General features: G+C 71.1%; 19 protein-coding genes. 11 read left to right on the plus strand and 8 right to left on the minus strand.

Going from position 1 to position 23580, the window contains the following annotated elements; translation table 11 throughout:
- The first annotated feature begins 55 nt into the window (after nt 1-55).
- Nucleotides 56-4804 (plus strand): GH92 family glycosyl hydrolase, encoded by a 4749-nt coding sequence (locus ACIBQ1_RS23175; protein ID WP_397280413.1) that lies wholly within the window; start codon nt 56-58, stop codon nt 4802-4804.
- On the opposite strand, the gene ACIBQ1_RS23180 is transcribed toward ACIBQ1_RS23175, so the two are convergent.
- The 5 genes from ACIBQ1_RS23180 to ACIBQ1_RS23200 form a co-directional block, all read right to left on the minus strand.
- Nucleotides 4801-6111, minus strand: coding sequence for a hypothetical protein (locus ACIBQ1_RS23180; protein ID WP_397280415.1), 1311 nt, complete (start codon nt 6109-6111; stop codon nt 4801-4803). The two genes, ACIBQ1_RS23175 and ACIBQ1_RS23180, sit on opposite strands and share 4 nt — an antisense overlap.
- A gap of 230 nt (nt 6112-6341) precedes the next feature.
- Entirely contained in the window at nt 6342-7199 is an 858-nt protein-coding gene (locus ACIBQ1_RS23185) for an oxidoreductase (protein WP_397280417.1), read from the minus strand.
- 25 nt (nt 7200-7224) lie between these two features.
- Complete coding sequence (locus ACIBQ1_RS23190) at nt 7225-8715, minus strand: pyridoxal phosphate-dependent decarboxylase family protein (RefSeq protein ID WP_397280418.1); 1491 nt, start codon at nt 8713-8715, stop codon at nt 7225-7227.
- A gap of 104 nt (nt 8716-8819) precedes the next feature.
- Nucleotides 8820-9638 (minus strand): tyrosine-protein phosphatase, encoded by an 819-nt coding sequence (locus ACIBQ1_RS23195; RefSeq protein ID WP_397280420.1) that lies wholly within the window; start codon nt 9636-9638, stop codon nt 8820-8822.
- Between the two features lie 34 nt (nt 9639-9672).
- Complete coding sequence (locus tag ACIBQ1_RS23200; protein ID WP_397280422.1) at nt 9673-9879, minus strand: hypothetical protein; 207 nt, start codon at nt 9877-9879, stop codon at nt 9673-9675.
- Between the two features lie 199 nt (nt 9880-10078).
- Between ACIBQ1_RS23200 and ACIBQ1_RS23205 the strand changes: the two genes are divergently transcribed.
- The 5 genes from ACIBQ1_RS23205 (at nt 10079) to ACIBQ1_RS23225 (ending at nt 14887) form a co-directional block, all read left to right on the plus strand.
- Complete coding sequence (locus ACIBQ1_RS23205; protein WP_397280423.1) at nt 10079-11230, plus strand: hypothetical protein; 1152 nt, start codon at nt 10079-10081, stop codon at nt 11228-11230.
- Between the two features lie 2 nt (nt 11231-11232).
- The gene (locus tag ACIBQ1_RS23210; protein WP_397280424.1) at nt 11233-12039 is read left to right on the plus strand and encodes a hypothetical protein; all 807 of its coding nucleotides are present in this window, start codon (nt 11233-11235) and stop codon (nt 12037-12039) included.
- 135 nt (nt 12040-12174) lie between these two features.
- Entirely contained in the window at nt 12175-13119 is a 945-nt protein-coding gene (locus ACIBQ1_RS23215; protein ID WP_397280426.1) for a hypothetical protein, read from the plus strand.
- 64 nt (nt 13120-13183) lie between these two features.
- Complete coding sequence (locus ACIBQ1_RS23220) at nt 13184-13708, plus strand: RNA polymerase sigma factor (RefSeq protein WP_397280427.1); 525 nt, start codon at nt 13184-13186, stop codon at nt 13706-13708.
- Between the two features lie 21 nt (nt 13709-13729).
- The gene (locus tag ACIBQ1_RS23225) at nt 13730-14887 is read left to right on the plus strand and encodes a CU044_5270 family protein (RefSeq protein WP_397280429.1); all 1158 of its coding nucleotides are present in this window, start codon (nt 13730-13732) and stop codon (nt 14885-14887) included.
- A gap of 41 nt (nt 14888-14928) precedes the next feature.
- Here the strand turns inward: ACIBQ1_RS23225 and ACIBQ1_RS23230 are convergent, their stop codons facing one another.
- Nucleotides 14929-16341 carry a hypothetical protein gene (locus tag ACIBQ1_RS23230; RefSeq protein ID WP_397280431.1) on the minus strand — a complete coding sequence of 471 codons (1413 nt, stop codon included), beginning with the start codon at nt 16339-16341 and terminating at the stop codon, nt 14929-14931.
- A 339-nt stretch (nt 16342-16680) separates the two neighbouring features.
- Between ACIBQ1_RS23230 and ACIBQ1_RS23235 the strand changes: the two genes are divergently transcribed.
- Entirely contained in the window at nt 16681-18111 is a 1431-nt protein-coding gene (locus tag ACIBQ1_RS23235) for a three-helix bundle dimerization domain-containing protein (protein ID WP_397280432.1), read from the plus strand.
- Nucleotides 18112-18204: 93 nt separating this feature from the next.
- Here the strand turns inward: ACIBQ1_RS23235 and ACIBQ1_RS23240 are convergent, their stop codons facing one another.
- Nucleotides 18205-19464: an RNA-guided endonuclease InsQ/TnpB family protein gene (locus ACIBQ1_RS23240; protein WP_397280434.1), complete on the minus strand. Its 1260-nt coding sequence runs from the start codon at nt 19462-19464 to the stop codon at nt 18205-18207.
- Between the two features lie 22 nt (nt 19465-19486).
- Between ACIBQ1_RS23240 and tnpA the strand changes: the two genes are divergently transcribed.
- Complete coding sequence (gene tnpA / locus ACIBQ1_RS23245; protein WP_397280436.1) at nt 19487-19903, plus strand: IS200/IS605 family transposase; 417 nt, start codon at nt 19487-19489, stop codon at nt 19901-19903.
- 50 nt (nt 19904-19953) lie between these two features.
- On the opposite strand, the gene ACIBQ1_RS23250 is transcribed toward tnpA, so the two are convergent.
- Nucleotides 19954-20454 carry an Orn/Lys/Arg decarboxylase N-terminal domain-containing protein gene (locus ACIBQ1_RS23250; RefSeq protein WP_397280438.1) on the minus strand — a complete coding sequence of 167 codons (501 nt, stop codon included), beginning with the start codon at nt 20452-20454 and terminating at the stop codon, nt 19954-19956.
- Between the two features lie 129 nt (nt 20455-20583).
- Here ACIBQ1_RS23250 and ACIBQ1_RS23255 point away from each other — a divergent pair, with 129 nt between their 5' ends.
- The 3 genes from ACIBQ1_RS23255 (at nt 20584) to ACIBQ1_RS23265 (ending at nt 23540) form a co-directional block, all read left to right on the plus strand.
- The gene (locus ACIBQ1_RS23255) at nt 20584-21135 is read left to right on the plus strand and encodes an MFS transporter (RefSeq protein ID WP_397280440.1); all 552 of its coding nucleotides are present in this window, start codon (nt 20584-20586) and stop codon (nt 21133-21135) included.
- A gap of 193 nt (nt 21136-21328) precedes the next feature.
- Nucleotides 21329-22486: a glycerophosphodiester phosphodiesterase gene (locus tag ACIBQ1_RS23260; RefSeq protein WP_397280442.1), complete on the plus strand. Its 1158-nt coding sequence runs from the start codon at nt 21329-21331 to the stop codon at nt 22484-22486.
- Between the two features lie 394 nt (nt 22487-22880).
- Nucleotides 22881-23540 (plus strand): class I SAM-dependent methyltransferase, encoded by a 660-nt coding sequence (locus tag ACIBQ1_RS23265; RefSeq protein ID WP_397280444.1) that lies wholly within the window; start codon nt 22881-22883, stop codon nt 23538-23540.
- Nucleotides 23541-23580: the final 40 nt, after the last annotated feature.

A 23580-nucleotide genomic window follows, 5' to 3' on the forward strand; every position in this document is an offset into this window, starting at 1 on the left:
GGAGACCGCTGTGAGCACCCTCTGGCCTTCCCCGTCCCGTACTAGACGATCTCTTATGATGGCGGTCTTATGCGCCGTGATCCCGCTCGTCCTCGCCGCACCCGCCGCCGCGCTGACCGGCTCGGCCGGTCCTGACCCCGTGCCCAATCCCGGCCCTTCGGGCACTCCCGCACCGAACCCGTCCTACAGCCCGCCCCCCGGCCCGCAGACCGCCGAGCCCGCTCCGCCGGCGGCGGAGACGCAGCGGGCGGCGCGGGACGGGCAGGCCCTGGCCCGGGCCGAGGGGGCGGCCTTCGCCTCCTCCTTCGAGCCCGGCGACCCGCAGCCGACGTGGGCCGACACGACCGAGACCGACGCCCGCGGCGTCAAGAAGGCCGCGAACGTCACCGGCACCCTGCCCGGAGGCATCGAGGGCAGCATCTGGGACAGGATCGCCCAGGTCGGCGCCAGCGGCGAGAACGCCTCCGGTGGCGAGGGGAAGGAGAACCTGGCCGACAGCGACGCGAACACCAAGTGGCTGGTGTTCGCCGGCACCGGCTGGGCGCGGTACGACCTGTCCGGCCCGGTCGCGGTCGTGCACTACGCGCTGACCTCCGCCAACGACGCGCCCGAGCGCGACCCGCGCGACTGGCAGCTGCAGGGCTCGCAGGACGGGCAGAGCTGGACGACCCTGGACACCCGGACCGGCGAGACGTTCACGGCGCGCTTCCAGCGCAAGGAGTACCGCTTCGCCAACCCGACCGCCTACGCCCACTACCGGCTCAACGTGACCCGCGTCGGCAGCGGCTCGATCCTGCAGCTGGCCGAGTGGGAGCTGTCGGACGGCCGGAGCGGCCCCAGGCCGCCCAGCGACATGCGCAGCCAGATCGGCGCGGGGCCGAACGGCGGGTTCGTCTCCAAGCCGCGCGCCGGCTTCTCCGGGCTGCGGGCCTTCCAGTACGCGGGCAGCACCACGTCGCCGACCGGCGGCCACTCCACCAACAAGGTGTTCGAGGTGGACATCCCGGTCACGGCCACGACTGAGCTGTCCTACCTGGTCTTCCCCGAGTTCACCGCGGCCGACCTGCGCTACCCCAGCACGTACGTCTCGGTGGACCTGGCCTTCCGCGACGGCACGTACCTCAGCGACCTGAAGGCCGTCGACCAGCACGGCGTCCGGCTGGCGCCGCGCGAGCAGGGCGAGTCCAAGACCCTGTACGCCGACCAGTGGAACTACAAGCGCGCCCACCTCGGCGAGGTGGCCAGGGGCAAGCGGATCAGCCGCATCCTGGTGGCCTACGACAGCCCCGCGGGGCCCGCCGGGTTCCGCGGGTGGGTGGACGACATCAAGATCGTCTCCGAGCGGAAGCGGCAGCCGTACGAGGGCCGCCCCTCGCGTGACGACCGGGGCTTCACCCAGTACGTGACGACCACCCGGGGCACGCACTCCACCGGCGGCTTCTCGCGCGGGAACAACTTCCCGGCCACCGCGGTGCCGCACGGGTTCAACTTCTGGACGCCGATGACCGACGCCGGCTCGACGAGCTGGCTGTACGAGTACCACCGGGACAACAACGCCGCCAACCTGCCCGAGATCCAGGCGTTCGCCGCCAGCCACGAGCCCAGCCCGTGGATGGGTGACCGGCAGACGTTCCAGTTCATGCCCTCGGCCGCCGAAGGGGTGCCGAACCCGTCCCGCACCGCCCGCGCGCTCGCCTTCCGCCACGAGCGGGAGCTCGCCCAGCCGCACCTGTACGCGGTCACCTTCGACAACGGGCTCAAGACCGAGATCGCCCCGTCGGACCACGCGGCGCTGGCCCGCTTCACCTTCCCCGGCTCCGAGGCCAAGCTCATCTTCGACAACGTCGGCGACAGCGGCGGCCTGACCCTGGACACGACCGGTGGCGTGGTGACCGGCTACTCCGACGTGCGCAGCGACCTGTCCACCGGGGCCACCCGGATGTTCTACTACGCCGTCTTCGACCGCCCGGTCACCGGCGGCGGCAAGCTGACCGGCCAGGGCCGCGACAACGTGCTCGGCTACCTGTCCTTCGACCCGGGCGAGCCACGCACGGTCACCATGCGCATCGCGTCCTCGCTGATCAGCGTCGACCAGGCCAGGCGCAACCTGGAGCTGGAGATCGCCCCCTCGGACACGCTGGAGACGGTCAGCGAGCGGGCGCGGCGGGCGTGGGACGCCAAGCTGGGCGTCATCGAGGTCGAGGGGGCGAGCCGCGACCAGCTGGTCACGCTGTACTCCAACCTGTACCGGCTGTTCCTGTATCCCAACTCCGGCTTCGAGAACACCGGCACCGCCGCCGCGCCGGTCTACAAGCACGCCGTGCAGTCGGCGACCGGCACCCCGCCCAGCACGCCCACCCAGACCGGGGCGCCGGTGGCCGACGGGAAGGTGTACGTCAACAACGGCTTCTGGGACACCTACCGGACCACCTGGCCCGCGTACGCGCTGCTCACGCCGAAGGCGGCCGGGGAGATGGTCGACGGGTTCGTGCGGCAGTACCTGGACGGCGGCTGGATCGCCCGGTGGTCCTCGCCCGGGTACGCCGATCTGATGGTCGGCACCAGCTCCGACGTCGCCTTCGCGGACGCGTACCTGAAGGGGGTGACGGGCTTCGACGCCGTGGCCGCCTACCAGGCCGCGGTCAAGAACGCCACCGTCTCCCCGCCCACCCGCCACGTGGGCCGCAAGGGCCTGTCCACCTCCGTCTTCCTCGGGTACACGAGCGTCCAGTCGACGGGCGAGGCCATGTCGTGGGCGATGGACGGGTACATCAACGACTTCGGGATCGCGAACATGGCCAAGGCACTGGCCGAGCGGTCCACGGGGGCGCAGCGTGCCCGCTACCTGGAAGAATCCGAATATTTCCGGAATCGGGCGCGTAACTACGTGCACCTGTTCGACCCTGCGGCGCGCTTCTTCCAGGGCAGGAACGCCGACGGCTCCTTCCGGCTCAAGCCGAGCGCGTACGACCCGCGTACGTGGGGCTTCGACTACACCGAGACCGACGGCTGGAACATGGCCTTCCACGTCCCGCAGGACGGCCGCGGCCTGGCCAACCTGTACGGCGGCGCGGACAAGCTGGCCGCCAAGCTGGACGCGTTCTTCGCCACCCAGGAGACGGCCACGTTCCCCGGCTCGTACGGGGGGATCATCCACGAGATGCGCGAGGCCCGGGACATCCGGATGGGCCAGTACGGGCACAGCAACCAGCCCTCGCACCACATCGCCTACATGTACGACTACGCCGGGCAACCGTGGAAGACGCAGGCCAAGGTGCGCGAAGCGCTCTCGCGGCTCTACCTGGGCAGCGAGATCGGCCAGGGCTACCCCGGCGACGAGGACAACGGGGAGATGTCGGCCTGGCAGGTCTTCGGGGCGCTGGGCTTCTACCCGCTGCAGATGGGCAGCCCCAACTACGCGATCGGCTCGCCGCTGTTCGAGAAGGCGACGCTGCGGCTGGAGGGCGGCAGGAAGCTGGTGATCAAGGCGCCCGGCAACAGCCCGCGCAACGTCTACGTGCAGGGGCTGAAGGTCAACGGCAGGGCGTACGACAAGACGTACCTGCCGCACGACCTGATCGCCAAGGGCGGCGAGCTGGTGTTCGAGATGGGGCCGAAGCCGTCGCGCTGGGGCACCGGCAGGAACGCCGCCCCGCCCTCGATCACCGACGACGACCGGATCCCCGCCCCGCTGCACGACGCCACGGGGCCGGGACGGGGCACTGCCTCGGCGGCCGGCGGCGCCGACGTGAGCGCGCTGTTCGACGACGACTCGGCCACCCGGGCGACGCTGCCCGAATGGGTCCGGTACACCTTCGACGGCGACCGGACGGCGCGCTACTACACGCTCACCTCCGGCGCCGGCCAGCCGTCCGAGGATCCGTCCGGATGGGTCCTGGAGGGCTCCGCCGACGGCAGCTCGTGGAAGGTGCTCGACGAGCGGGCCGGCGAGAGCTTCCAGTGGCGGCTCCAGACCCGCCCGTTCAAGATCGCGCATCCTGGCGCGTACGCCCACTACCGGATCAGGTTCACCGGCGGCACGTCACTCGCGGAGATCGAGCTGCTCGCGCCCGCGCCGCCCGCCACGTCACCGCTGGTCATCGAGGCCGCCGGGGTCTTCGCCGCACCAGGCGAGACCGTGACGCTCCCGGTGACCGTGTCCGACCACGCCGACCGGCCCGCCACCGGACAGCTGACCGCGACCGCCCCCTCCGGCTGGACCGTCCAGCCTTCGGGGGCGGTGGCCTTCGGCCCCGTCGCGCCGGGCGCGTCCCAGACCGTGACGTTCCAGGTGACGGTGCCGGAGACGGCGGGTCCCGGCAGCCACCCGATCCGGCTCGCCGCGACCTCCGACCAGGGGCCGGCCGTCGAGCAGGTGGCGGTCACGGTGATCGGCGACACCGTGGAGTTCACGCCCGGCACGGCCGCCGAGGAGCCCTGGCTGCTGGAGGCCGACGGGTCCCAGCTCGACGGCGAGGTGTTCGACGGGCGCGCCCGGTTCACCGACGGCGACAGCCACGCCACCTACCGGTTCGAGCTGCCGGCCCAGGTGACCGGGGGCTCGGTGACGCTGGACATCGGCAACCAGTTCCTGGTGCAGGTCTCGGCCGACAACCGGACCTGGCGGACGGTGCTGCGGGAGAGCTCCGACGTGCGCGACCTGTCCAACCGCTCGGCGCGCACGCTCGACCTCAACGAGCTGCGGGGCGAGGCCCGCACGCTCTACCTGCGCATCGGCGACAGCCGGCCGGAGAACGGCTGGGGGTCCTGGCTGGCCCGGGTGCGGCTGGACCTGCGGCGCTAGGAGTTGCGGAAGATCACTTCTCCCTGAGGAGGTTTCCAGGCGAAGCCCGCGGCCAGCGCCCAGCCGGTACGCGGCACGGCGACGAGGTCCGCCCATTCGAAACCGGTCGCCGGCGGAGTGACGCTCTGCCGGGTCAGCACGCCGCCGGCGTACCGGAGCGCGTCGACGGACAGGGTGGTGTAGGCGTAGGGGTCCTGGCCGTCCGGGGTCGCGGTGATCGACTCCCGGGTGGTCGCCGCGTAGACGCCGCCCGAGCCGTCGCCTGACAGGGTCGTGACGCGGTCGCCGGGCAGCCGGAGCTGCTCCCACGTCCCGCCGCGCCGGTGCAGCAGGACGGCCCCGGGCTGCGTCCAGTCGCCCTGCTGGAACCCGGCGGCGATCCACACGTCCCCGTTCGCGGCGGCGAGCACCGCGTCGTAGCGGACCCGTACCGGTCCGAACGCGGGTTCGGCCGCCGCGGGCACCGCGACGGCGGGCAGCACCACCGGCTGCCATGACCTGCCGTCCCAGCGCATGACGGCGGACGGGCCCCGGCCCCAGATGTCTTCAGGCGTGCGGACGCTGATCTCCCTCAGGGACGCGGGGGCGGGCAGGCTCGTCCAGCGACCGCGGTGGTAGCGCTTGAAGAACGCTCCCCCCGTCCGGTCGTCGCGGCCCACGATCCACGTGCGCCCGCCGGCCGAGACGTCCAGATCGGTGATCGTGGTCCGTCCCGACCCCATGAGCCGCCAGCGCCTGCCGTCCCAGCGGGACAGCACCGAACGGTCGGCGCCGGAGCCCGCGATCCACACGTTGGCCGGAGAGGACGCCTCGATCAGGGAGATCTCCCGCAGGGGGCCGCCCGGGCTCGCGAACTCCGTCCATCTCCTGCCGTTCCAGTGCCTGACCAGGGGTGCCATGACGGGCGAGCCGGTCCGCGGATCGCGCCGCCTCGTCTCGCGCCGGCCTGCGGCCCAGGCGTCGGCCGGTCCCGTGGCGGCGAGATCCGCGATGCGCGTGCGGGCCCCGCCGCGGAAGCTGACCTCCCAGCCGGAGGCGGCCTCCACCGGCGTGGCCGTGGTGGTGACCATCGTGAGCGCCGCCAGCACCACGGCCACCGGGATGCGGTACACAGAGGCATGATGGCGCCTGCCGGGGATCCGGCCGACTGCGCGGAGCTGAACGGTTGACGAACTTCCGCCCGGCCGTCCCTCCAGCCGGGAGGTCAGGGCGCGCAGCCCCGCCAGGACCTCCGCCCCGGTCGGAGCCTGATCGGGGTCGTTGAGCCACTGCGCCATGACGCCCAGCAGCAGCAGCGCGAGGTGCACCGAGCCCACGGTGGACTACGCCTGAGACCGGCGTTCGCGCTCAGCTGGTGCCGCGGTGTTCCGGTCAGAGCCAGCCGGCCTCGGAGGCGGCTTGCCACCTGGGCCACCACGTCGATGCCCTCGTGGAGGCGGAGCAGCTCAACCAGCGCCTCGCGCAGGAGCAGCATGTCCTTCGCGATGAGAACCCGGAGCACGCCATCCCTACTCATGTGCGGGCCGCACCGCCGCCGCTATCCGAGGTCCGCGAGGTCTTCGGGGCTCAGTTTCAGCTCACCGGCGGCGATGTTCTCCTCAAGGTGGGCCGGTGTGCCGGTGCCGGGGATCGCCAGGATGTTCGGGGACCGGGCCAGCAGCCAGGCCAGGGCCACCTGGGACACACTCGCGCCGTGGCGGGCGGCGACGGTGTCCAGACGCCCGGCCGTGATCGGCTGGAACCCGCCGACCGGGAAGTAGGGGACGTAGGCGATGCCCGCCTCCGCGCAGGCGTCGACGAGAGGGTCGTCGTCGCGCCGGGAGAGGTTGTAGAGGTTCTGGACGCAGGCGATCGGCGCGATCGCGCGAGCCTCGGCGAGTTCGGCGGCGGTGACGTTGGAGACGCCGAGGTGGCGGATCAGGCCCTCGTCGCGCAGCGCGAGCAGCGTCTCCAAGGGCCCGGCCAGAGAGGTGGCGGAGCGGTCGAGGTCGCCCATCCGCAGGTTCACCACGTCCAGGCGGTCCACGCCGAGCGAGCGCAGGTTGGCCTCGACGCCGCGGCGCAGGCCGTCGGGGGTGAGGCCCGTCTTCTCCGCCGCGGGCAGGGGGAGGTCGGAGCCCTCGACGAGCGCCCCCACCTTGGTCACGATCACCAGGCCGTCCGGGTACGGGTGCAGCGCCTCCCGGATCAGCTCGTTGGCCGCCACTCCGTCGCGCGCGTAGTAGTGCGAGGTGTCGATGTGGTCGACTCCGAGCTCGACGGCCCGGCGCAGGATGGCCAGGGCCGTCTCCCGGGCGGGCCGCTCACCTCTCGGCCAGCCGGTCAGCTTCATCGCGCCGTAGCCGATCCTCGCGACGCTCAGATCGCCGCCCAGCGCCCATCGTTCCGTCGTCACGATCACTCAGCTTAGAGGTCCCGTTTCAGAGCGTCTCCTCCGCGGCCTCGCCCGCGGCGGCGACCACGCTGACGAGCCGCTCCACCTCGGCGGCGGTCGTGTTCGGGTTGAGCAGGGTGAGCTTGAGCCGCACGCGACCCGGCCCCTCTCCCGGGAGCTCGGTACGGCCGACGACCGCGCGTCCCTCGCGGAGCAGGCGGCGGCGCAGCCCGGCGTTCACCCGGTCCGCCAGGGCGGGATCCGCGGGGAGATACCGGAAGAGGAACGCCGTCAGCACCGGGTCGGCGTGCAGTTCCAGCCGGGGATGGGCGCGGACGGCCGCCGCTCCGGCGCGCGCCAGGTCATGGCAGGCGTCCACGAGGCGGCCCAGGCCGTCCCTGCCGAAGGTCGCCAGCGTGACGGCGATCTTGAAGCCGTCGGGGCGGCGGGTGGTGCGCAGCGAGTGCCCGAGCAGGCTGGTGTAGCCGGCCTCCTCGTCGTCGGCCGGGTTGAGGTAGACCGCGCGCCGCTCCAGCGACTCGTACGTCTCAGCCCGCCGTACCAGGAAGACGCCGGCCGCGATGGGCTGCCAGCCCAGCTTGTGCCAGTCCAGGGACACCGAGTCGGCCCGCTCGACGCCCGCCAGCAGCGGGGCCAGCCGGTCGGACAGCAGGGCGCCACCGCCGTAGGCGGCGTCCACGTGCAGCCAGGCCCCGTGCTCGACGGCCAGGGCCGCGCAGTCCCCCAGCGGGTCGATCGCGCCCGTGTCAGTGGTGCCGGCCGTGGCGACCACGGCCATCGGCAGCTCGCCCCGCCGCACGCACTCCCGCAGCGCGGCGGCCAGCCCCTCCGGCTTCATCCGCAGCTCGCGGTCCACGGGTACGGTCACGACCGCGTCCTCGCCCAGGCCCAGCAGGGCCGCGGCGCGCCGTACCGAGAAGTGGGCGGCGGCGGAGGCGAAGATCCTCGCCTGCGGCGCGTTCGCCGGCAGCCCGCTCCGCTCGATCCGCTGCCCGGTCGCGCGACCGAGCACCCGGTCCCTGGCCAGCATCAGGCCCATGAAGTTGGACTCGGTGCCGCCGGAGGTGAGCACACCCGCGGCCGAGTCCGGGTAGCCCACGATCCCGGCCAGCTCACCCAGCAGGAGGGTCTCCAGGGCGGTGGTCGCGGGGGCCTGGTCCCAGGAGTCCTGCGACGGGTTGAGCGCGGACATCGCCAGGTCGGCGGCCACGGCGACGGCGAGCGGCGGGCCGTGCAGGTGCGCGGCGCAGGCCGGGTCGGCCGGGTCGGCGCTGCCTGCGGCCACCAGCTCGGTCAACCGCCGCAGGGCGGCACCGCCCGGCGCGGCGAAGCCCTGGGCGACTCCCGCGAAGAGCTCGCCGGGCGTGCCGGCGGGAATCGGCCCGTCGCGCCGTGCCGCGCCTTCCGAGAGGGCGGCCAGCACCGTACGCAGCAGAGGTTCCAGGGCGGCGGCGCCGGAGACGCCGCCGGACAGGTCGGGCGCGGCGGTCATGCCCGCCGCCCCCCGATCAGGCACGCGTCGGTGCGAAGGGCGAGGTCTGTCGGCTGCAAAGGCACGCGGGGCTCCGGATGGCGTGGATGGACGGTGGGCGACTTCGTATGGTTTCTCCGCCTCGAACGCTACTTGGACGGGTGACTCGCCTCTCGGGCGGCCTGGGTGGGATCCGCGCGGAACTCGGCGAGCACCTCGGGACCCGCCACCGGACCGTGCTCGTCCTGGAGGTACCGGCCGCGGAATGCCGAGATCAGCTTCTCGTCCACGCCGAGCCGGTCCGTGACGTAGTCCCGTACGGATCCGTGCGCCGCCGCCAGGTCGGCCAGGAAGAGCCGCATGATCTCGGCGGGGGCTCGCCCGTACCCGGGCCACTTCAGTTCGCGGCCCGGGTGGGCGGCCCGCCAGTCGGCGATCAGCCGGTCGGTGGCCAGCTCGGTCAGCGCGAAGTCCCGCACGATGTCGTCCTCCGGCACCCCCAGCAGGGACAGCACGAGCGCGGCCACCAGCCCGGTGCGGTCCTTGCCGGAGGCGCAGTGGAACACCAGCGGCTCGTCCGCCGAGGCGATGACCTCCAGGGTCTGCCGCAGCTCCGCGACCCCGTCGAGGGCGACCTCGGCGTAGCGGTCGGCGAGGAAGCGCCACGGGTCGGCGTCCGGATCGATCTCCGCCTGGTCGTAGGGCCGGTGCTCGATGCTGAGGTTGTGATAGGCCATCTCGTCGTGGTGCGGCACCCGCCCCTTGGCCTCGATCTCCCAGGGATACCGCAGGTCGATCACCGTACGAACGCCCAGGGACAGGAAACGGTCCCAGTCCTCGCCGCGCAGCTTGGCCAGCGAATCGGACCTGAACAGCCGTCCCCACCGCACCACGCTCCCGTCGGCGGTCCGGTAGCCGCCAAGGTCCCGGAAGTTGTGCAGGCGCTCGAACGCGATATGTCTTCTCACGCGGATCACCCTACGGCCGCCCCCTCGGGAGTCGTCAGGCGACGGTGCCCGCGTAGTGCTCGGCGATCTCGTCGCTGGTCGTCAGCCAGCCGTGCATCGTGAAGATGCCCAGGTCGTTGAGTTCGAGCGAGTACGGCACGCTCAGCATCCCCGGGACGCTCAGCCGGTACGGCTGGTCGTCGTTGGTCCAGTCGATGACCCGCGGGCGCTGCGGCGGGCCATCCGCCACTGGTACGGCCACGGCCCCGCCGCCGTCCGGACAAGCGGCCCGACATAGTCGGGCCTGCGAGATCTCCTCCCGCTCGGTCGCGTCCCCGCGTTGACCGGTGTCGCCGATCAACGGCTCGGGCCACTGGACAACGTCACCGCCTGGCTGGTCAACGACGGGCGCCGTAGTCAGGGATCGCTGGAAGACGTCCAGCACTCGAGAGGAGAACGACGTGAGATCACCTTCGAGGCTGCGCCGTGCGGCGGTCGTGCTGGCCGTGAGCGGCGCGGTCGTCGCGAGCGGGCTGACCGCCGACGCGGCCGTCGCCGACACAGGGATCGGCGGCCTGCCCACGGGGTTCGACCCCGGCACCGGATTCCTGCCCTCGGACGGTCTGGGCAGCGGTCCGAACATTCCCGGCTTCCCCGGCTTCCCCGGCATCACCAACATTCCCGGCATCGGGAACACCGGGTCCGGGCCCAGCCTCGGCTCCGGCAACGACAGCGGCGCCTTGTCCCTGGAGGAGCCCGACAGCACCGAAGACGGTCAGAGCGGGTCCCAGCAGACGCCTTCCACCGGCGGCACCAACCCGGGGCAGTCCGGTCCGGCCACGCCGAAGACCGTCCCACAGCCCAATGGGGGCGCCAAGCTGCCCACCTGGCTGGAGCGGGTCCTGGAGAGAGGCGCGAACGCCGCCATCGACAGGTTCATCGTCGGCCGGCCGGGGAGTCCTCAGCAGCAGCAACAGCGTCCGTCCCAGGGCTCCGCGACGCCGTCCCAGCGGGGCGCGCAGGGCCAGCCGGCGCAGCAGGCCCCCCAGGGCCGGCAAGGTTCGTACGGCCAGAACGGCTCGGCCGGGCGGCAGGACTCGTACGGACAGAACACATACGGGCAGGACTCGTATGGGCAGGGCTCATACGGGCGCCAGAGCCCGCGCAGCCGCCAGGACTCGCGGCGTCAGAAAGACGGCTACGGCCGCCGGCTGACGGGGTTGCGGCCGATCCTGCAGCCGCAGACCTGCCGCGTCCCCGCCTACGTCCGGCTGTACGGGACGACGGCCCGCACGGGCAGGTTCACCCCGAGGTTCTACATCGGCGGCGACAACCTCGGCAAGACGCTCGTCATCCCCGGCAACGCCTACCTGGCGCCCTTCGGCGACAAGCTCGCGAAGAGCAGCACCGCCGAGTACGCCTTCCTGTCCGAGTCGGGCGACCAGTTCCTGACCCGCCAGCCCACGGTGGCCAGGAACACCGTCCTGGAGGACCGCACCAGATACGCCACCTCCTTCCTGACCAGGGGCGTCCGCTACATCGTGATCGTCCGGTACGTGAACACGTGCGGCGAGCAGATCATCGACATCCTCGGGAAGGTCAGGGTGAGCTGACGATGAGACCCATACGCCCGCGCCGCCTGCTGCCCGTCCTCGCCGCGCTCGCGCTGATCACCGGAGGCGGCACCCTGGTGATCGGCCCGGCCCGCGCCGAGGTCATCGACCTGCTGCCGGACCCTGAGGAGCCCGCCTGGTACGAGGACCTCTACGACGAGTACGGCGACGACGAGCCCACCACAGACGAGAACGCGACGGACGAGAACGCGACGGACGAAGGCGTGGCGGAAGGGGACGTGGCGGAAGGGGACGCGGCGGACGAGGACACGCAGCGGCCCTCCCCCGGGCCGACCCCGTTGCAGCCGCCGCCCCCGCCCGACCCCGCGACGGCCAACACGGAGTTCCACCTGGCCGTGAACACCGCGCTGGACAGGCTTGAGCGTTACCCCCGTTGCAACTCTTTCGTCACCGGTCTGGACAGCCCCGGCGGCGAGGACGCCCTGTCGATCCTGCGGGCGATCTGGAAGGCGCCCAGGCTGTTCGACATGTACTCCAAGCACGGCACGCCCGCGCCGGACGGGCGCCTGCCGTACGCGGAGGCGACGCAGGGCCGTGGCTCGGCCGGCACGATCCGCCTCTACCAGGAGTGGCACCAGTCGAAGCCGCAACCGGTGCAGTACAACAACGACGACGGCGGCAAGCCGCTCGACCCCAACGAGTGGCGCACGTTGATCCTGCTCCACGAGGTCGGGCACCTCACCGGCGCCATGGCCAGCCACAGGACCGAGGCGGGCAACACGAAGAACACCTACACGATGAACGAAGGCATCTTGCTGACCTGCCTGCGCGGCAAGGGCAGAGGGTAGGCGACCCGAGCCGGGCGCCCGGCGGGAGCGGACGCGCTCCCGCCGGGCGCCCGCTCTTGACACCGTTGACCGGACGTGCAGTCCGCCGGCCGTGTGCCCACGAATAGGGGGCGACACTTCATGGCAGGGGGCACGATGACACAGGACCACACCACGACACGTGGGCGGCGGGAGCGGCCGGTGCCGCCCGGCCCGCTCCGGGACTTCGCCCAAGGGTTGCGCGACCTCCGGGGGGCGGCGGGCAATCCGAGTTACCGGGCGATGGAGCGCAAGGCGGGCTACTCGGCCTCCGCGCTGTCCGCGGCGGCGGCGGGAGACCGGCTGCCGAGCCTGGCGGTCACACAGGCGTACGTCGGCGCGTGCGGTGGCGATCAGGACGAATGGACCCGGGCCTGGTACGCGATCAGAGCGGGGCTGGACACCACGCCGGCGCAGCCGCCGCTCCGCCCGCGCCGCCGCCTGGCGCTGCTCTGGCTGATCCTCGTGGCGCTCGCGCTGATCGGCCTGGTCGCGGCCGGCACGCTCCCCAAGATCCGCATGTCGGCCCTCGGCTCGTCACAGGCCAGTGCGGCCCCGCCCGACCTGGCCTTCACGGCGGTCGCCGGGCCCAGTTGCCCGCGCGACGCCACCCGGAGCGTCAGGATCGACGGTGTGCCGGGCAAAGACGGCTGGAAGGACGCCGGCTCCGGCGGCTGGACGGGCGCGGGCTGCGGGGCCGGTTTCCTGTTCTCGGAGCTGACGTCCGACCGCCGGACCGCCAGGCAGAACACCTTCCAGTGGAGGTTCACCACCGGCCTGCGCGGCCAGCGCCAATGCTTCGTGGCCGTCTACGTGCCCAAGTCCCCCCTCGCCGGCCAGCGCGTCTGGTACACCGTCAAGGACGGGTTCGGCGACGACGCTCGCACCGTCGCCGAGTTCACCCTCGACCAGCACATGCGGCAGGGGACCTGGGCTCCCGCTCCGGTCCCCGTCGTCATCGCCGGCGGCCAGGTCATGGTGGAGATCACGGACACCGGCAAGGGCAACACGACGGGCGACCAGTCCATGGCGGCCGGCCCGGTCCGCCTTTCGTGCGTGTGAGCCACGAAGCCGAACAATTCGGCCGCACGCGGTAATCCAGGAGCGTTCGGAGGGACTACTGGGTGTGGATGATCCCGAGGAACGATTCACCGACCTCTACGACCGGCACTATCGCAGCGTCCTGGGCTACGCCCTGCTGCGGGCCGAGCGTGACCTGGCCGAGGACGTCTCCAGCGAGACGTTCCTGGTGGCGTGGCGGCGGCTCGACGACCTGCCCGAGCCGCCGCTGCCGTGGCTGCTCGGGGTGGCGCGCAACCTGCTGGCCAAGCAGCGCGACTCGCGCCACCGGCGGCAGGCCCTGGTCGACCGGATCGCGGCCCTGACCACCCCGCGCGACCAGGTGGCCTGGGACGTGGCCGAGCACGTCATCGACAGGGAGACCGCGCTGGCCGCGCTGTCGGCCCTGCCGGAGCACGACGTGGAGGCCATGATCTTCGCCACCTGGTACGGCCTGCCGCCCGAGCAGGCGGCCTCCGTCGTGGGCTGCTCGGTCCGCACGTACAACGTCCGGCTCCACCGTGCGCGCAAGCGCCTCGTCCAGGCCCTGCGCCTGAGCGGCGCCAGCCCGGCTCGCAGCCTCGACTCCTGATCACACCCTTGGAGGACCCTGATGACCGACCGACTCTTCGCCGAGCTCAAGCCCGACGGGCTGGACGAGCTGGCCGAGGACGGCTACCGGCGGCGCCGCTCGGCCGACCTGGCCCGCGCCTTCGCCACGCCGCGCGTCAGGCGGCGCACGCGGCGGCCGTTCCTGCTGGTGGTGACCACGGCGGCGGCCGGACTCGCGGCCGCCACCGTGGTCGTCGCCTCCCGCGAGGCCCCGGACACGCGGATACAGCCGGCGGTCGCGACCACGCCGCTGAGCGCCCGCTCCTTCCTGCTCGCGGCCGCCTCGACGGCGCAGCGCGAGCCGGCCGGGTCCGGCCGCTACTGGTACGTCCGGGAGCGCACGTTCGCGAAGGTACGGAACGTGCCGGGCGAGTACGTGGCCAAGCTCAACGCCCTGCGCGAAGCGCAGAAGGACGTGGAGGCGGGGCTCAAGGGCGCCCCGGAGCGGCTGGCCGCCGCGAAGAAGGAGTTCGATCGGAAGGTCACGGAGCTGAAGAGCGGCGAGTCGAAGAACGCCGAGCTGCCGTACACGGCCTTCGCCGCCGACACCCGTGAGACCTGGCGCCCGATGAAAGCGGGCGAGACGGGCCGCAACGTGGGCAACCAGGACGTCGAGGTCACCTTCGGCTCCCCGCAGGACGAGGCCGGCTGGCGGGCGGCCGGCTCCCCCGAGCTGGTCGAGAAGAAGCCGACGACCTACGACGACACCGAGCGGATCCTGTCGATCGACAACCCGAGCCTGAACCTGCGCAACATCGCGGACCTGCCCACCGACCAGGACGCGCTGCGCCGCCGCCTGGACGACCTCTGGAAGCGCAGCCCGAACAGCGCGAGAACCGACAAGACCGGCTATCTCTGGCAGACCGGCGTGGACCTGATGACCGCGCCGCTCACGCCGGGGACCCGCTCGGCCCTGTTCCGCGTCCTGGCCGACCAGCCGGTCATGACGCTTGAGGGCAGGACCTCTGACGCGCTGGGGCGTACGGGGGTCGCCCTTTCCGCGCCGGCGGCCCACGTGCTCACGGTGCGGCTGATCGTGGACGAGCAGTCGGCGGAGCTGCTGCAGTACGAGCTGGCCGAGAAGGGCAAGCCCCTGCTGCGGGTGGCGCTGGAGGAGATGGGCTGGTCCGACCAGCTCGGCAAGCGCCCGGGCGGCTGACACCACGCGGGCCCCCGGTCGCGGGGACCCGCACGGGGGCCTCAGCGGCGCCAGATCACCGCGGAGGGGGTGCCGGCGTCGACGGTGACGTCGCCGCTCCAGGTGAGGAGGGACTGCTGCGGCAGGTAGTCCTGCCCCAGGAAGAAGCCGCGCTTGATGCCGGTGACGTGCACGACGGCGCCGTTGTCGGTGCCGACCACGACGCGGTTGGCGGTGATCTCCTGGATGTCGTCGGCCGTCGTGCCGGGCGGCAGCTCAATCGTGGTCGCGGCCGGGTCGTCCCGCTGGATGGACCAGGTCGGGTCCACGTGGTTCGACAGGTAGACGGTGGCGCCGCTCCTGAGGCGGGCGCCGAGCGAGACTCCGACCCAGGACGAGCCGGAGTTGGGCCGGTCGGTCGTCTTCTTGACCACCGCGTACAGGTAGTTGCGCTGGTCGCTCACCTCAGGCGTGGCGGGAGTCGTGTCCGAGGCGGCCTCGATCTTGCCCTCCCGGATCATCTCCTTGGACATGATCTGGTAGGTCCACGAGTTGGTGTCCATCATGTACTCGCGAGCCTCGGTGGCCGGGCGGGTCTGCAGCGCCGACAGGAAGAACCGCATGGGATCGGTGATCTTGTCGCACATGTTGTTGTTGTTCGTGCAGGTCTCCAGCTGGGCGTGGTCGCCCTCGTACGTCCCGGCGAACCGCAGCGTCTGGTGGTTGGCGGCCTGGTAGGTGTCGCTGCCCGCGACGCGGTTGCCGCGCTCGTCGACCTCCACCGCGTAGACCCACTCGATGTCCGTGGTGCGGCCCCAGCGCGCCATCAGCGCCGGCGTGTTGGTCCCGCCGTCCTCGTTGCTCCACACGATCGAGTACGTGAGCTTCGTCCGGCCGGGCGCCGACCCGGGACCGACCTCGTGCCAGGCGATGAGGGGCGTGTCGGTCGTCGCGTTCTGGTACGGGCTGCCGAGCTCGGAGAGGTTGCGGCCGTAGACGATCGGCGCGTGGCGCAGCGCCAGGTACTCGGCGCTGCCCGGCGCGTACGTGGTCACCTTCACCCGGTCGAGCAGGACGGACCTGCTCCCGGCGGCGGACCGGTCACCGGCGAAGCGCAGGCGCAGCTGGTGCGGCCCCGGCCGCAGCGAGCCGAGCGCGAGCTGCCGGGGCAGCCGCTGGTCCCCGGAGACGACGAGGTCGGTGGCGTAGCGGTTGTCGACGTAGATCGACACGACGGCCGACTCGCCGCCCTTCACGCCCCAGTCCGTGCCGGGCGCGGCGGCGGTCAGGTCGACGACCGCCTCGCCGGCCCGCTTCACGAGGAACGGGACCCGTACGTCGGAGTGGTCGCGGCGAACCTGGATCTGGCGGCCATGGTCAGCCTGCGCCACGGCCTGCGCCACGGCCGGTGTGGCCAGTGCGGCCACCGTGGCGAAGACCGCGGCCGAGGCGGTGAGCAATTGGACGACTCGCATCAGAGTTCCTCCGTGAGGGGAAAGCACCGCGAACCCGCGGTCAGAGAGATTGTCAGACCTATCGGCCAACTCCGAGAGAGCAATCGCTGAAGATCCGGACAACGCCCAGGTCCCGGAACGGTGAACAGCCACGCCTATTTCGCTGAACAAAAAATTGTGCAGCGGTGAACAACTGATTTCCTCGCACTTGTTCGCGACACCGTTCCCGGCAAGTCCGAAAAAGCCGTTGACTCGGGTTATCTCCTCTGACAGAAACCCCTATAAGGTTGGGCCCGGCATGCGGGCAGGCACGGCAGCCTGCCGCAATTTCTGACCCAATGTTAGGTCGAGGAGATACTGGTGGGTGTCGATACTCTCCGTGAAGAACAGGCAATAAGCCGGGCTGCCGACCGCCTTGTCCAGCTCTATGCCGACACTCACTCAGCCGAGCACGTCAGGGGCGTTGTCGAGGCCACGCATAAGCGTTTCGACGGCTTTCCCATCAGAGACTTCGTGCCCATTCTGGTCGAACGCATGGTGCACGCAGAGTTGACGGCGGAAGCGCGGGCCGATCAGGCGGCGAGTCCCGGTGCGGCCGTGGACGTTCAGCCGGAGACCACCGCGGACACGGTAGACGACGCCCCCGATTCACCCGAAATTCACTCGCCGGAAAACGATCGGCCATCGCGAAAGCCGGCCGCCCTCATTCACAATAAGGGATTTCTCTCGCTCGTCGCGGCCGCGGTCGTCGTGGCCGCCGTCGTCGTGGTCGTGAACACCGGTCAGGACGAGCCCCCGCCGACGCCCGCCCCGCTCACCATCGTGCGCGGTGTGATCGGCTCCGAGAAGAAGGCGTTCTTCGAGGACCCGCGCGTGCAACAGACCCTGGCCGGCAAAGGCGTGAAAGTGGAGGTCGAGTCGGCGGGCTCCCGCCAGATCGCCACCTCGATCGACCTGCGGAAGTACGACTTCGCGTTCCCGTCGAGCGCGCCCGCGGCCGAGTCGATCCAGCGGCGGCGTCACGTGAACACGAAGTACACGCCGTTCTCCTCGCCGATGGCGATCGCGACGTTCCAGCCGATCGTGGACCTGCTGACCAAGGCCGGCGTCGTGAAGGAGAAGGGGACGGTCCCGACCTTCAGCGTCGACCGCTACCTCGGGCTGGTCACGGCGGGCACGAAGTGGGAGCAGCTCTCGCGCAACGACGCCTATCCCGTCGACAAGAACATCCTGGTCTCCACGACGGACCCGCGCACGTCGAACTCCGCGGCCATGTACCTGGCGATCGCCAGCTATGTCGCGAACGGCAACGCGGTCGTGCACGGCGCCACCGCCGAGAAGAGCGTGCTGCCCCTGATGACCCGGCTCTTCACCAGCCAGGGCTACACCGACAACACCTCCGAGGGCCCGTTCAACGAATACCTCACGGTGGGCATGGGCCCGACCCCGATGGTCTGGATCTACGAGGCGCAGTACGTGGACGCCGCCGCGCGGGGGCAGCTCAAACCGGGCATGGTGATGATGTACCCGTCGCCGACCGTGCTGTCCCAGCACACGCTCGTGCCGCTCACCCCGTCGGGCGACCGGATCGGGCAGCTGCTGAGCACCGATCCGGAGCTGCGGGGGCTGGCCGCCGAGCACGGGCTGCGCTCGGGCGACGCCGCCCGCTTCGCCAAGGTCGCCACGGATCACAACGTGCCCGTCGCGAAGGACCTCATCGACGTGGTCGACATCCCGTCGTACGACACGCTTGAGCACCTGCTCGACGGCGTCGCCAAGTCGTACGGCTAGACCTCCCCCGTGACGACCTCCCTCGCGACGACCTCCACCCGTTGACGCGCTCCCCGGCGTGAACGCCGGGGATTCAGCCTGTGCCATGTGGTGTCACGCGGCACTTCTGTGGCTTCCTGTTTCATCGACCGTGCCCCCGCGCTCGCCCCGAGGAGCGGGCGCAGGGGACTTACCAGTCTCCGCAGGCGTTTTCCGTCTCCGCTTCCCGCCCATCTCAGGCACGGGTTTCCGTCCAGCGGCGACGATCCGGCGTCCTTCGGCCCGGATGTTGATCTCGGCGTTGACATCCCGGTCATGGGTGACCCCACACGGGCAGGTCCACTCCCGTACCGTCAGCGGCATCTGCCCGGCCGGCGCCCCGCAGGCCGAACAGAGCTTGGAGGAGGGAAAGAACCTGCCGATCTTCACGAACGTCCGGCCGTACAGCTTCGCCTTGTACTCCACCATGCCGATGAACGATGCCCAGCCTGAGTCGTGCACGCTCTTGGCCAGTCCGGTGCGTGCCAGTCCCTTGACCGCCAGATCCTCCACATAGATCGCTTGGTTTTCGCGGATCAGCTTCGTGGACAACTGGTGGTGGAACTCGCGGCGCGCGTCGGTGACCCTGGCATGCCGGCGGGCGACCTTCACCCGGGCCTTGGCCCGGTTCTTGCTGCCGTTCTCCTTACGTGCCAGGGCTTTTTGCGCCCGCTTGAGTTTCTTCTCCGCTCGGCGCAGGAACCGCGGGCTGTCGATCTTCCGTCCGCCCGACAACACTGCGAAGTGCGTCAGACCGAGGTCGATCCCGGTCTCGGCCTCGACCGCAGGCAAGGAGGTTTCGCCGGCTTCGACCACGAACGAGGCGAAATACCTCCCGGCGGCATCCTTCACTATGGTGACGGACGAGGGCTGGGACGGCAGGCTCCGTGACCAGCGCACCGCCACATCGCCGATCTTCGGCAGCCGCAACCTGCCGGCCGCGGTGAGGGCGAAACGGGCGTTGCGGGTGAAGCGGATCGCCTGCCGGTTGTCCTTGCGGGACCGCAAACGCGGCGGCCCCAGCTTGGGCCCCTTGCGGGTTCCGGCCCTGGAGGCGAAGAAGTTCCGAAACGCCGTGCAGGCGTCGGCCAGCGCCTGCTGGAGCACCACCGCCGACACCTCGCCCAGCCAGGAGCGCTGCGGTGTCTGTTTCGCCTGGGTGATCACCAGGCGGGACAGTTCCGCGTCGGTGAGGAACGGCAAGCCCTGCTGGTGGGCGTGGTTGCGCAGTGCGATCGCGTCGTTGAACACCACCCGGGCGCATCCGAACGCCCGCGCGAGCGCGATGCGCTGGCCGGGGGTCGGGTCGATCCGGAAGGAGTACCGCAACTGCACACGATCATCCTACAGTTGGGTTATGGCCGACGACGGCGATATCAGAACCGGCAGGCATTGCGTTTTCGTGCTGCACGCGCATTTGGTTTTCGTGACGAAGTTCCGGCATCGCGTGTTCACCGGCACCCACCTGACCCGCATGGAAGAGATCATGAGATCCGTGTGCGCTGACTTCGAAACCGAGCTGCGCGAGTTCAACGGCGAAGACAACCACGTCCACCTGCTGGTCAGCTTCCCACCCAAGGTGGCCCTGTCCAAGCTGGTCAACAGCCTCAAGGGCGTGTCCTCGCGCCGGATGCGTCAGGAGTTCCCCGAACTGGCCCGCCACTACTACCGGGCGAACAAACTGTGGTCGGGCTCCTACTTCGCCGGATCGGTGGGCGGCGCTCCGATCAGTGTCCTGCGCCAGTACATCGAGCAGCAGAACCGGCCGGTCTGAGCTGGGTGGACGCCGGTCCGCCTGGCGGCGAAACGGCTGTTCCTGCCCCGCTACGCGGGCTGGTCGGCTTCACCCCCGGCCTGAAGGCCGGAGCACTGCCGACGATTCCGGTAGCGGTGGTGGTCCTCAAGGCGTCGCAGCGCGGCGAAGAAGGGCGGGAGGATCTTCTCGGCATACTGCTCGGCGGCGTAGGCGATGCGCCCGGCGATGAACTGCGGGGTGTCCTCCAGCGGGAAGACGAAGCCCTGGATGACCTCGTACGCCCACAGCGGCAGCTCTTGCTCCTGCGTCATCAGGAACACGGGCAGGCCGCGAAACCGCCTGGACACCGCGCCCAGCAACTCCTCGGCCCCCGGCGCGTCCCACGACACCAGCACCGCCGACAGCGACGCGTCCGACCCGACCACCGCCAGGGCGTCCTCGGCCCGGTGCGTCCAGCGCACCTCCAGCCCGAGCTCGCCCATCGCCGCGCACACGCGGCGCAGTTGCTCGGCGAGCGCCGAATCGGCGTCGGGACGTTCGGTGACGGCGGCCAGAACCGTTCGCTCCATGCGGCACTCCGTGGTCCGGGGCGGATCCTCAGGGTCTCCCGCAATGGTAACCGTATGGAGTCGAATGGCAACGTCTCGTGATGATCGCGGCAAGTGATCGTCAAGCGCTGGAGAGTAAGATCCACCCCCATGACCGGACGATGGCAGATGATCGTCGCCCTGAGTTTGTGCGTGGCGCTGTTCTCGGCTAATTGGACTGTGCTGAACGTGGCTCAGCAGGCGATCTCCAGAGACCTCGACTTGACCCCGGCCGCCGGCGTGTGGCTGATCTACATCTATCCGGCGGCCCTGTTAGGGGTGTTGATCCCCGTGAAGGGCCGGCTCAGCGTGGTCCTCCTGGCGCTCGCGGCGTTCGGTCTGGCCTCGGCGGCGGGCGCGTTCGCCGCGAACGGCGCCATGCTGGTCGCCTGCCGCGCCGGGCAGGGCCTGGCGGCCGCGATCGTGCTGCGGGCGGGCTTCGAGCTCGCCAGGGCGCACTTCCGCGGCACCCAGTGGTGGCCGGCACTGGTGATCCCGCTGGCGATGGCCGTGCCGGCCCAGATCGTGGGGCCGGTGCTCGGCGGCGTCCTCACCGAATTCCTCTCCTTCCGGTGGATCTTCCTGATCAACGTGCCGCTGGTCGTCATCGCCGTGGCGGCGGTGGCGCTCTTCACCCCACCCGCCCGCGCGACCACCCCGTAGCCGGCGACCACCGCGCGCTGGGGCCCGAGCCGGGCTCCAGCGCCTTTCCTTGCCGGTGGCGGTCTGTCGCACCGTGGGCTTGTCACCGGAAATTCCGCCAATATTGGCCCATAGGCACATTTCGGTCCTTACCATAATCGCCGCGGCGATCACCGGTGAGAGTCTCCGGTGCAGCTGCCGCAGGGAGTTTCACGTGCGAAAGATCGCGGCCACCACGCTCGCCGTCATCACCCCCCTCGCCGGTGCCGGCGCGGCTCCGGCGAGCGCCCAGGCCACACCGGACCGGTCCCAGGTCGTCGTCATCGGCCACCGCGGCTCGGCGGGCCACCGTCCCGAGCACACGCAGGGCGGCTACGAGCTCGCCGTGGCCATGGGCGCCGACTGGATCGAGCCCGACCTGGTGCCGACCAAGGACCACGTGCTGGTCGTCCGGCACGAGAACGAGATCGGGGGCACCACGGACGTCTCGCTGCACCCCGAGTTCGCCACGCGCAAGACCACCAAGGTCGTCGACGGGCGCAACGTGACCGGGTGGTTCACCGAGGACTTCACCCTGGCCGAGCTGAAGACGCTGCGCGCGGTCGAGCGGCTGCCCGCGGTCCGCCAGCGCAACACCGTGTACGACGGCTACTACCAGGTGCTCACCTTCCAGGAGGTGCTCGACCTGGCCAAGCGGCTCTCGCGCCAGTACGGCAGGCAGGTCGGCGTCTTCCCCGAGACCAAGCACCCGACGTACTTCAGGTCGATCGGGCTGCCCCTGGAGGAGCCGCTGATCGAGACCGTCAAGCGCAACGGCCTCAACCGGCCGGGCGGGCCGGTCGTGGTGCAGTCGTTCGAGCCGTCCAGCCTGAAGCGGGTGGCCAAGGACCTGCGCGTGCCGCTGTGGCAGGCGCTGGGCACCACCGGCCGGCCGTACGACCTGACCGCGGCCGGTGACCCGACGACCTACGCGGACATGATGAAGCCCGAGGGACTGGCGAAGATCGCGCAGTACGCGCAGTGGATCGGGCCGGACAAGTCATCGGCGATCCCGCTCAACCCGGACGGCAGCTGGGGCACCCCGACGTCGCTCGTGTCCGACGCGCACAAGGCCGGGCTGAAGATCGGCGTGTACACCTTCCGCAGCGAGAACCAGTTCCTGCCGCTGCAGCTGCGCCGCGGCCAGGTCGCGACCGACCACGGTGACGCGCTGGCCGAGTACCGCGCGCACCTGGACCTGGGCGTGGACGCCTTCGTCACCGACTACCCCGACGCCGCCGTCCTGGCGAAGGGCGAGCGGGGCCAGCCGCACAAGCAGGTGCAGCCCCAGCAGCAGTTCGACAACGGGCTGCCGGAAGAGGGCCGGCAGTAGGTGAGCACCGGGGCCGCCTCCGCACGGAGGCGGCCCCGCCTGTCAGCGAGGTGCCCTCCGTTCGGCGCGCGGGCCGAGGATGACGCCGACGATCAACGGCCCGGCGGCCCCGGCCGCCCGGAGCGCCGCCACCAGTGGCAGCGCCCGGCGTGATCCCGAGGCGCACGGCGCGGACCGCCCGGGTCCCGGCGGGCGCTAAGGTCGATTACCAGGTCACAGGCGGCGACGACTGGAGCGACACCCTTGCCGATGACACCGACAAGGCCGGATCTCAGCTCCAAGGTGCGCACCGGCTCGGACGACCTCACACTAATCAGAACATCTCAAATGGGTACAGCTCTCCAATGACCCGGTCGTCGCAATGCCCCGCATCCGCACACCGTGAAGGGAAAGCATGACCCCCAGCATCACTCACGCCACCGGCGAGCCAGACCACCCCGGCGAGGCGGCTCCGGCCCGGTTCGCGCCGAACGACCTCACGTTGTTCCTGGGACAGTGGCTGCGATCCCCGCTGCGGATCGGCGCCGTCGCGCCCAGCTCACGGCACCTCGCGCGAGCGGTCTCCTGCCCGCTCCCGGAACGCGGGGAGCCCGTCGTGGTCGAGTTGGGCCCGGGCACGGGACCGTTCACCGCGGAGATCCAGCGCCGGCTCGGCGGGCGCGGCCGTCACCTGGCCATCGAGCTCAACCCGCGCCTGGCGGACCTGCTCCGCAGCCGCTATCCGGGGGCCGAGGTGATCCAGGAGGACGCCAAGCATCTGCGCCGGCTCCTGGACGAACGCGGGATCGAGCGCGCCGACGTCGTGGTGAGCGGCCTGCCCTGGACGCTCTTCCCGGCCGCCGACCAGCAGCGGCTCATGGACGCGACGACCGCGATCCTCGGGCCGTACAGCGCCTTCACCGCCTTCACCTACCTGCACGCCGTCCCCCTGAGCTCCGCGCGCCGCTTCCGGGACCTGATGACCGACCGCTTCGAGGAGGTCGTCCCCAGCCGCACCGTCTGGCGGAACTGGCCCCCGGCCTTCGTCCTCCACGCCCGCCGCCCCCGGCCCTGACGCCGTCCGCCGGAAACCGAGACGCCGCCCATGGCCACGT

It is taken from the genome of Nonomuraea sp. NPDC050153 (assembly GCF_044460125.1).
Classification (GTDB): domain Bacteria; phylum Actinomycetota; class Actinomycetes; order Streptosporangiales; family Streptosporangiaceae; genus Nonomuraea.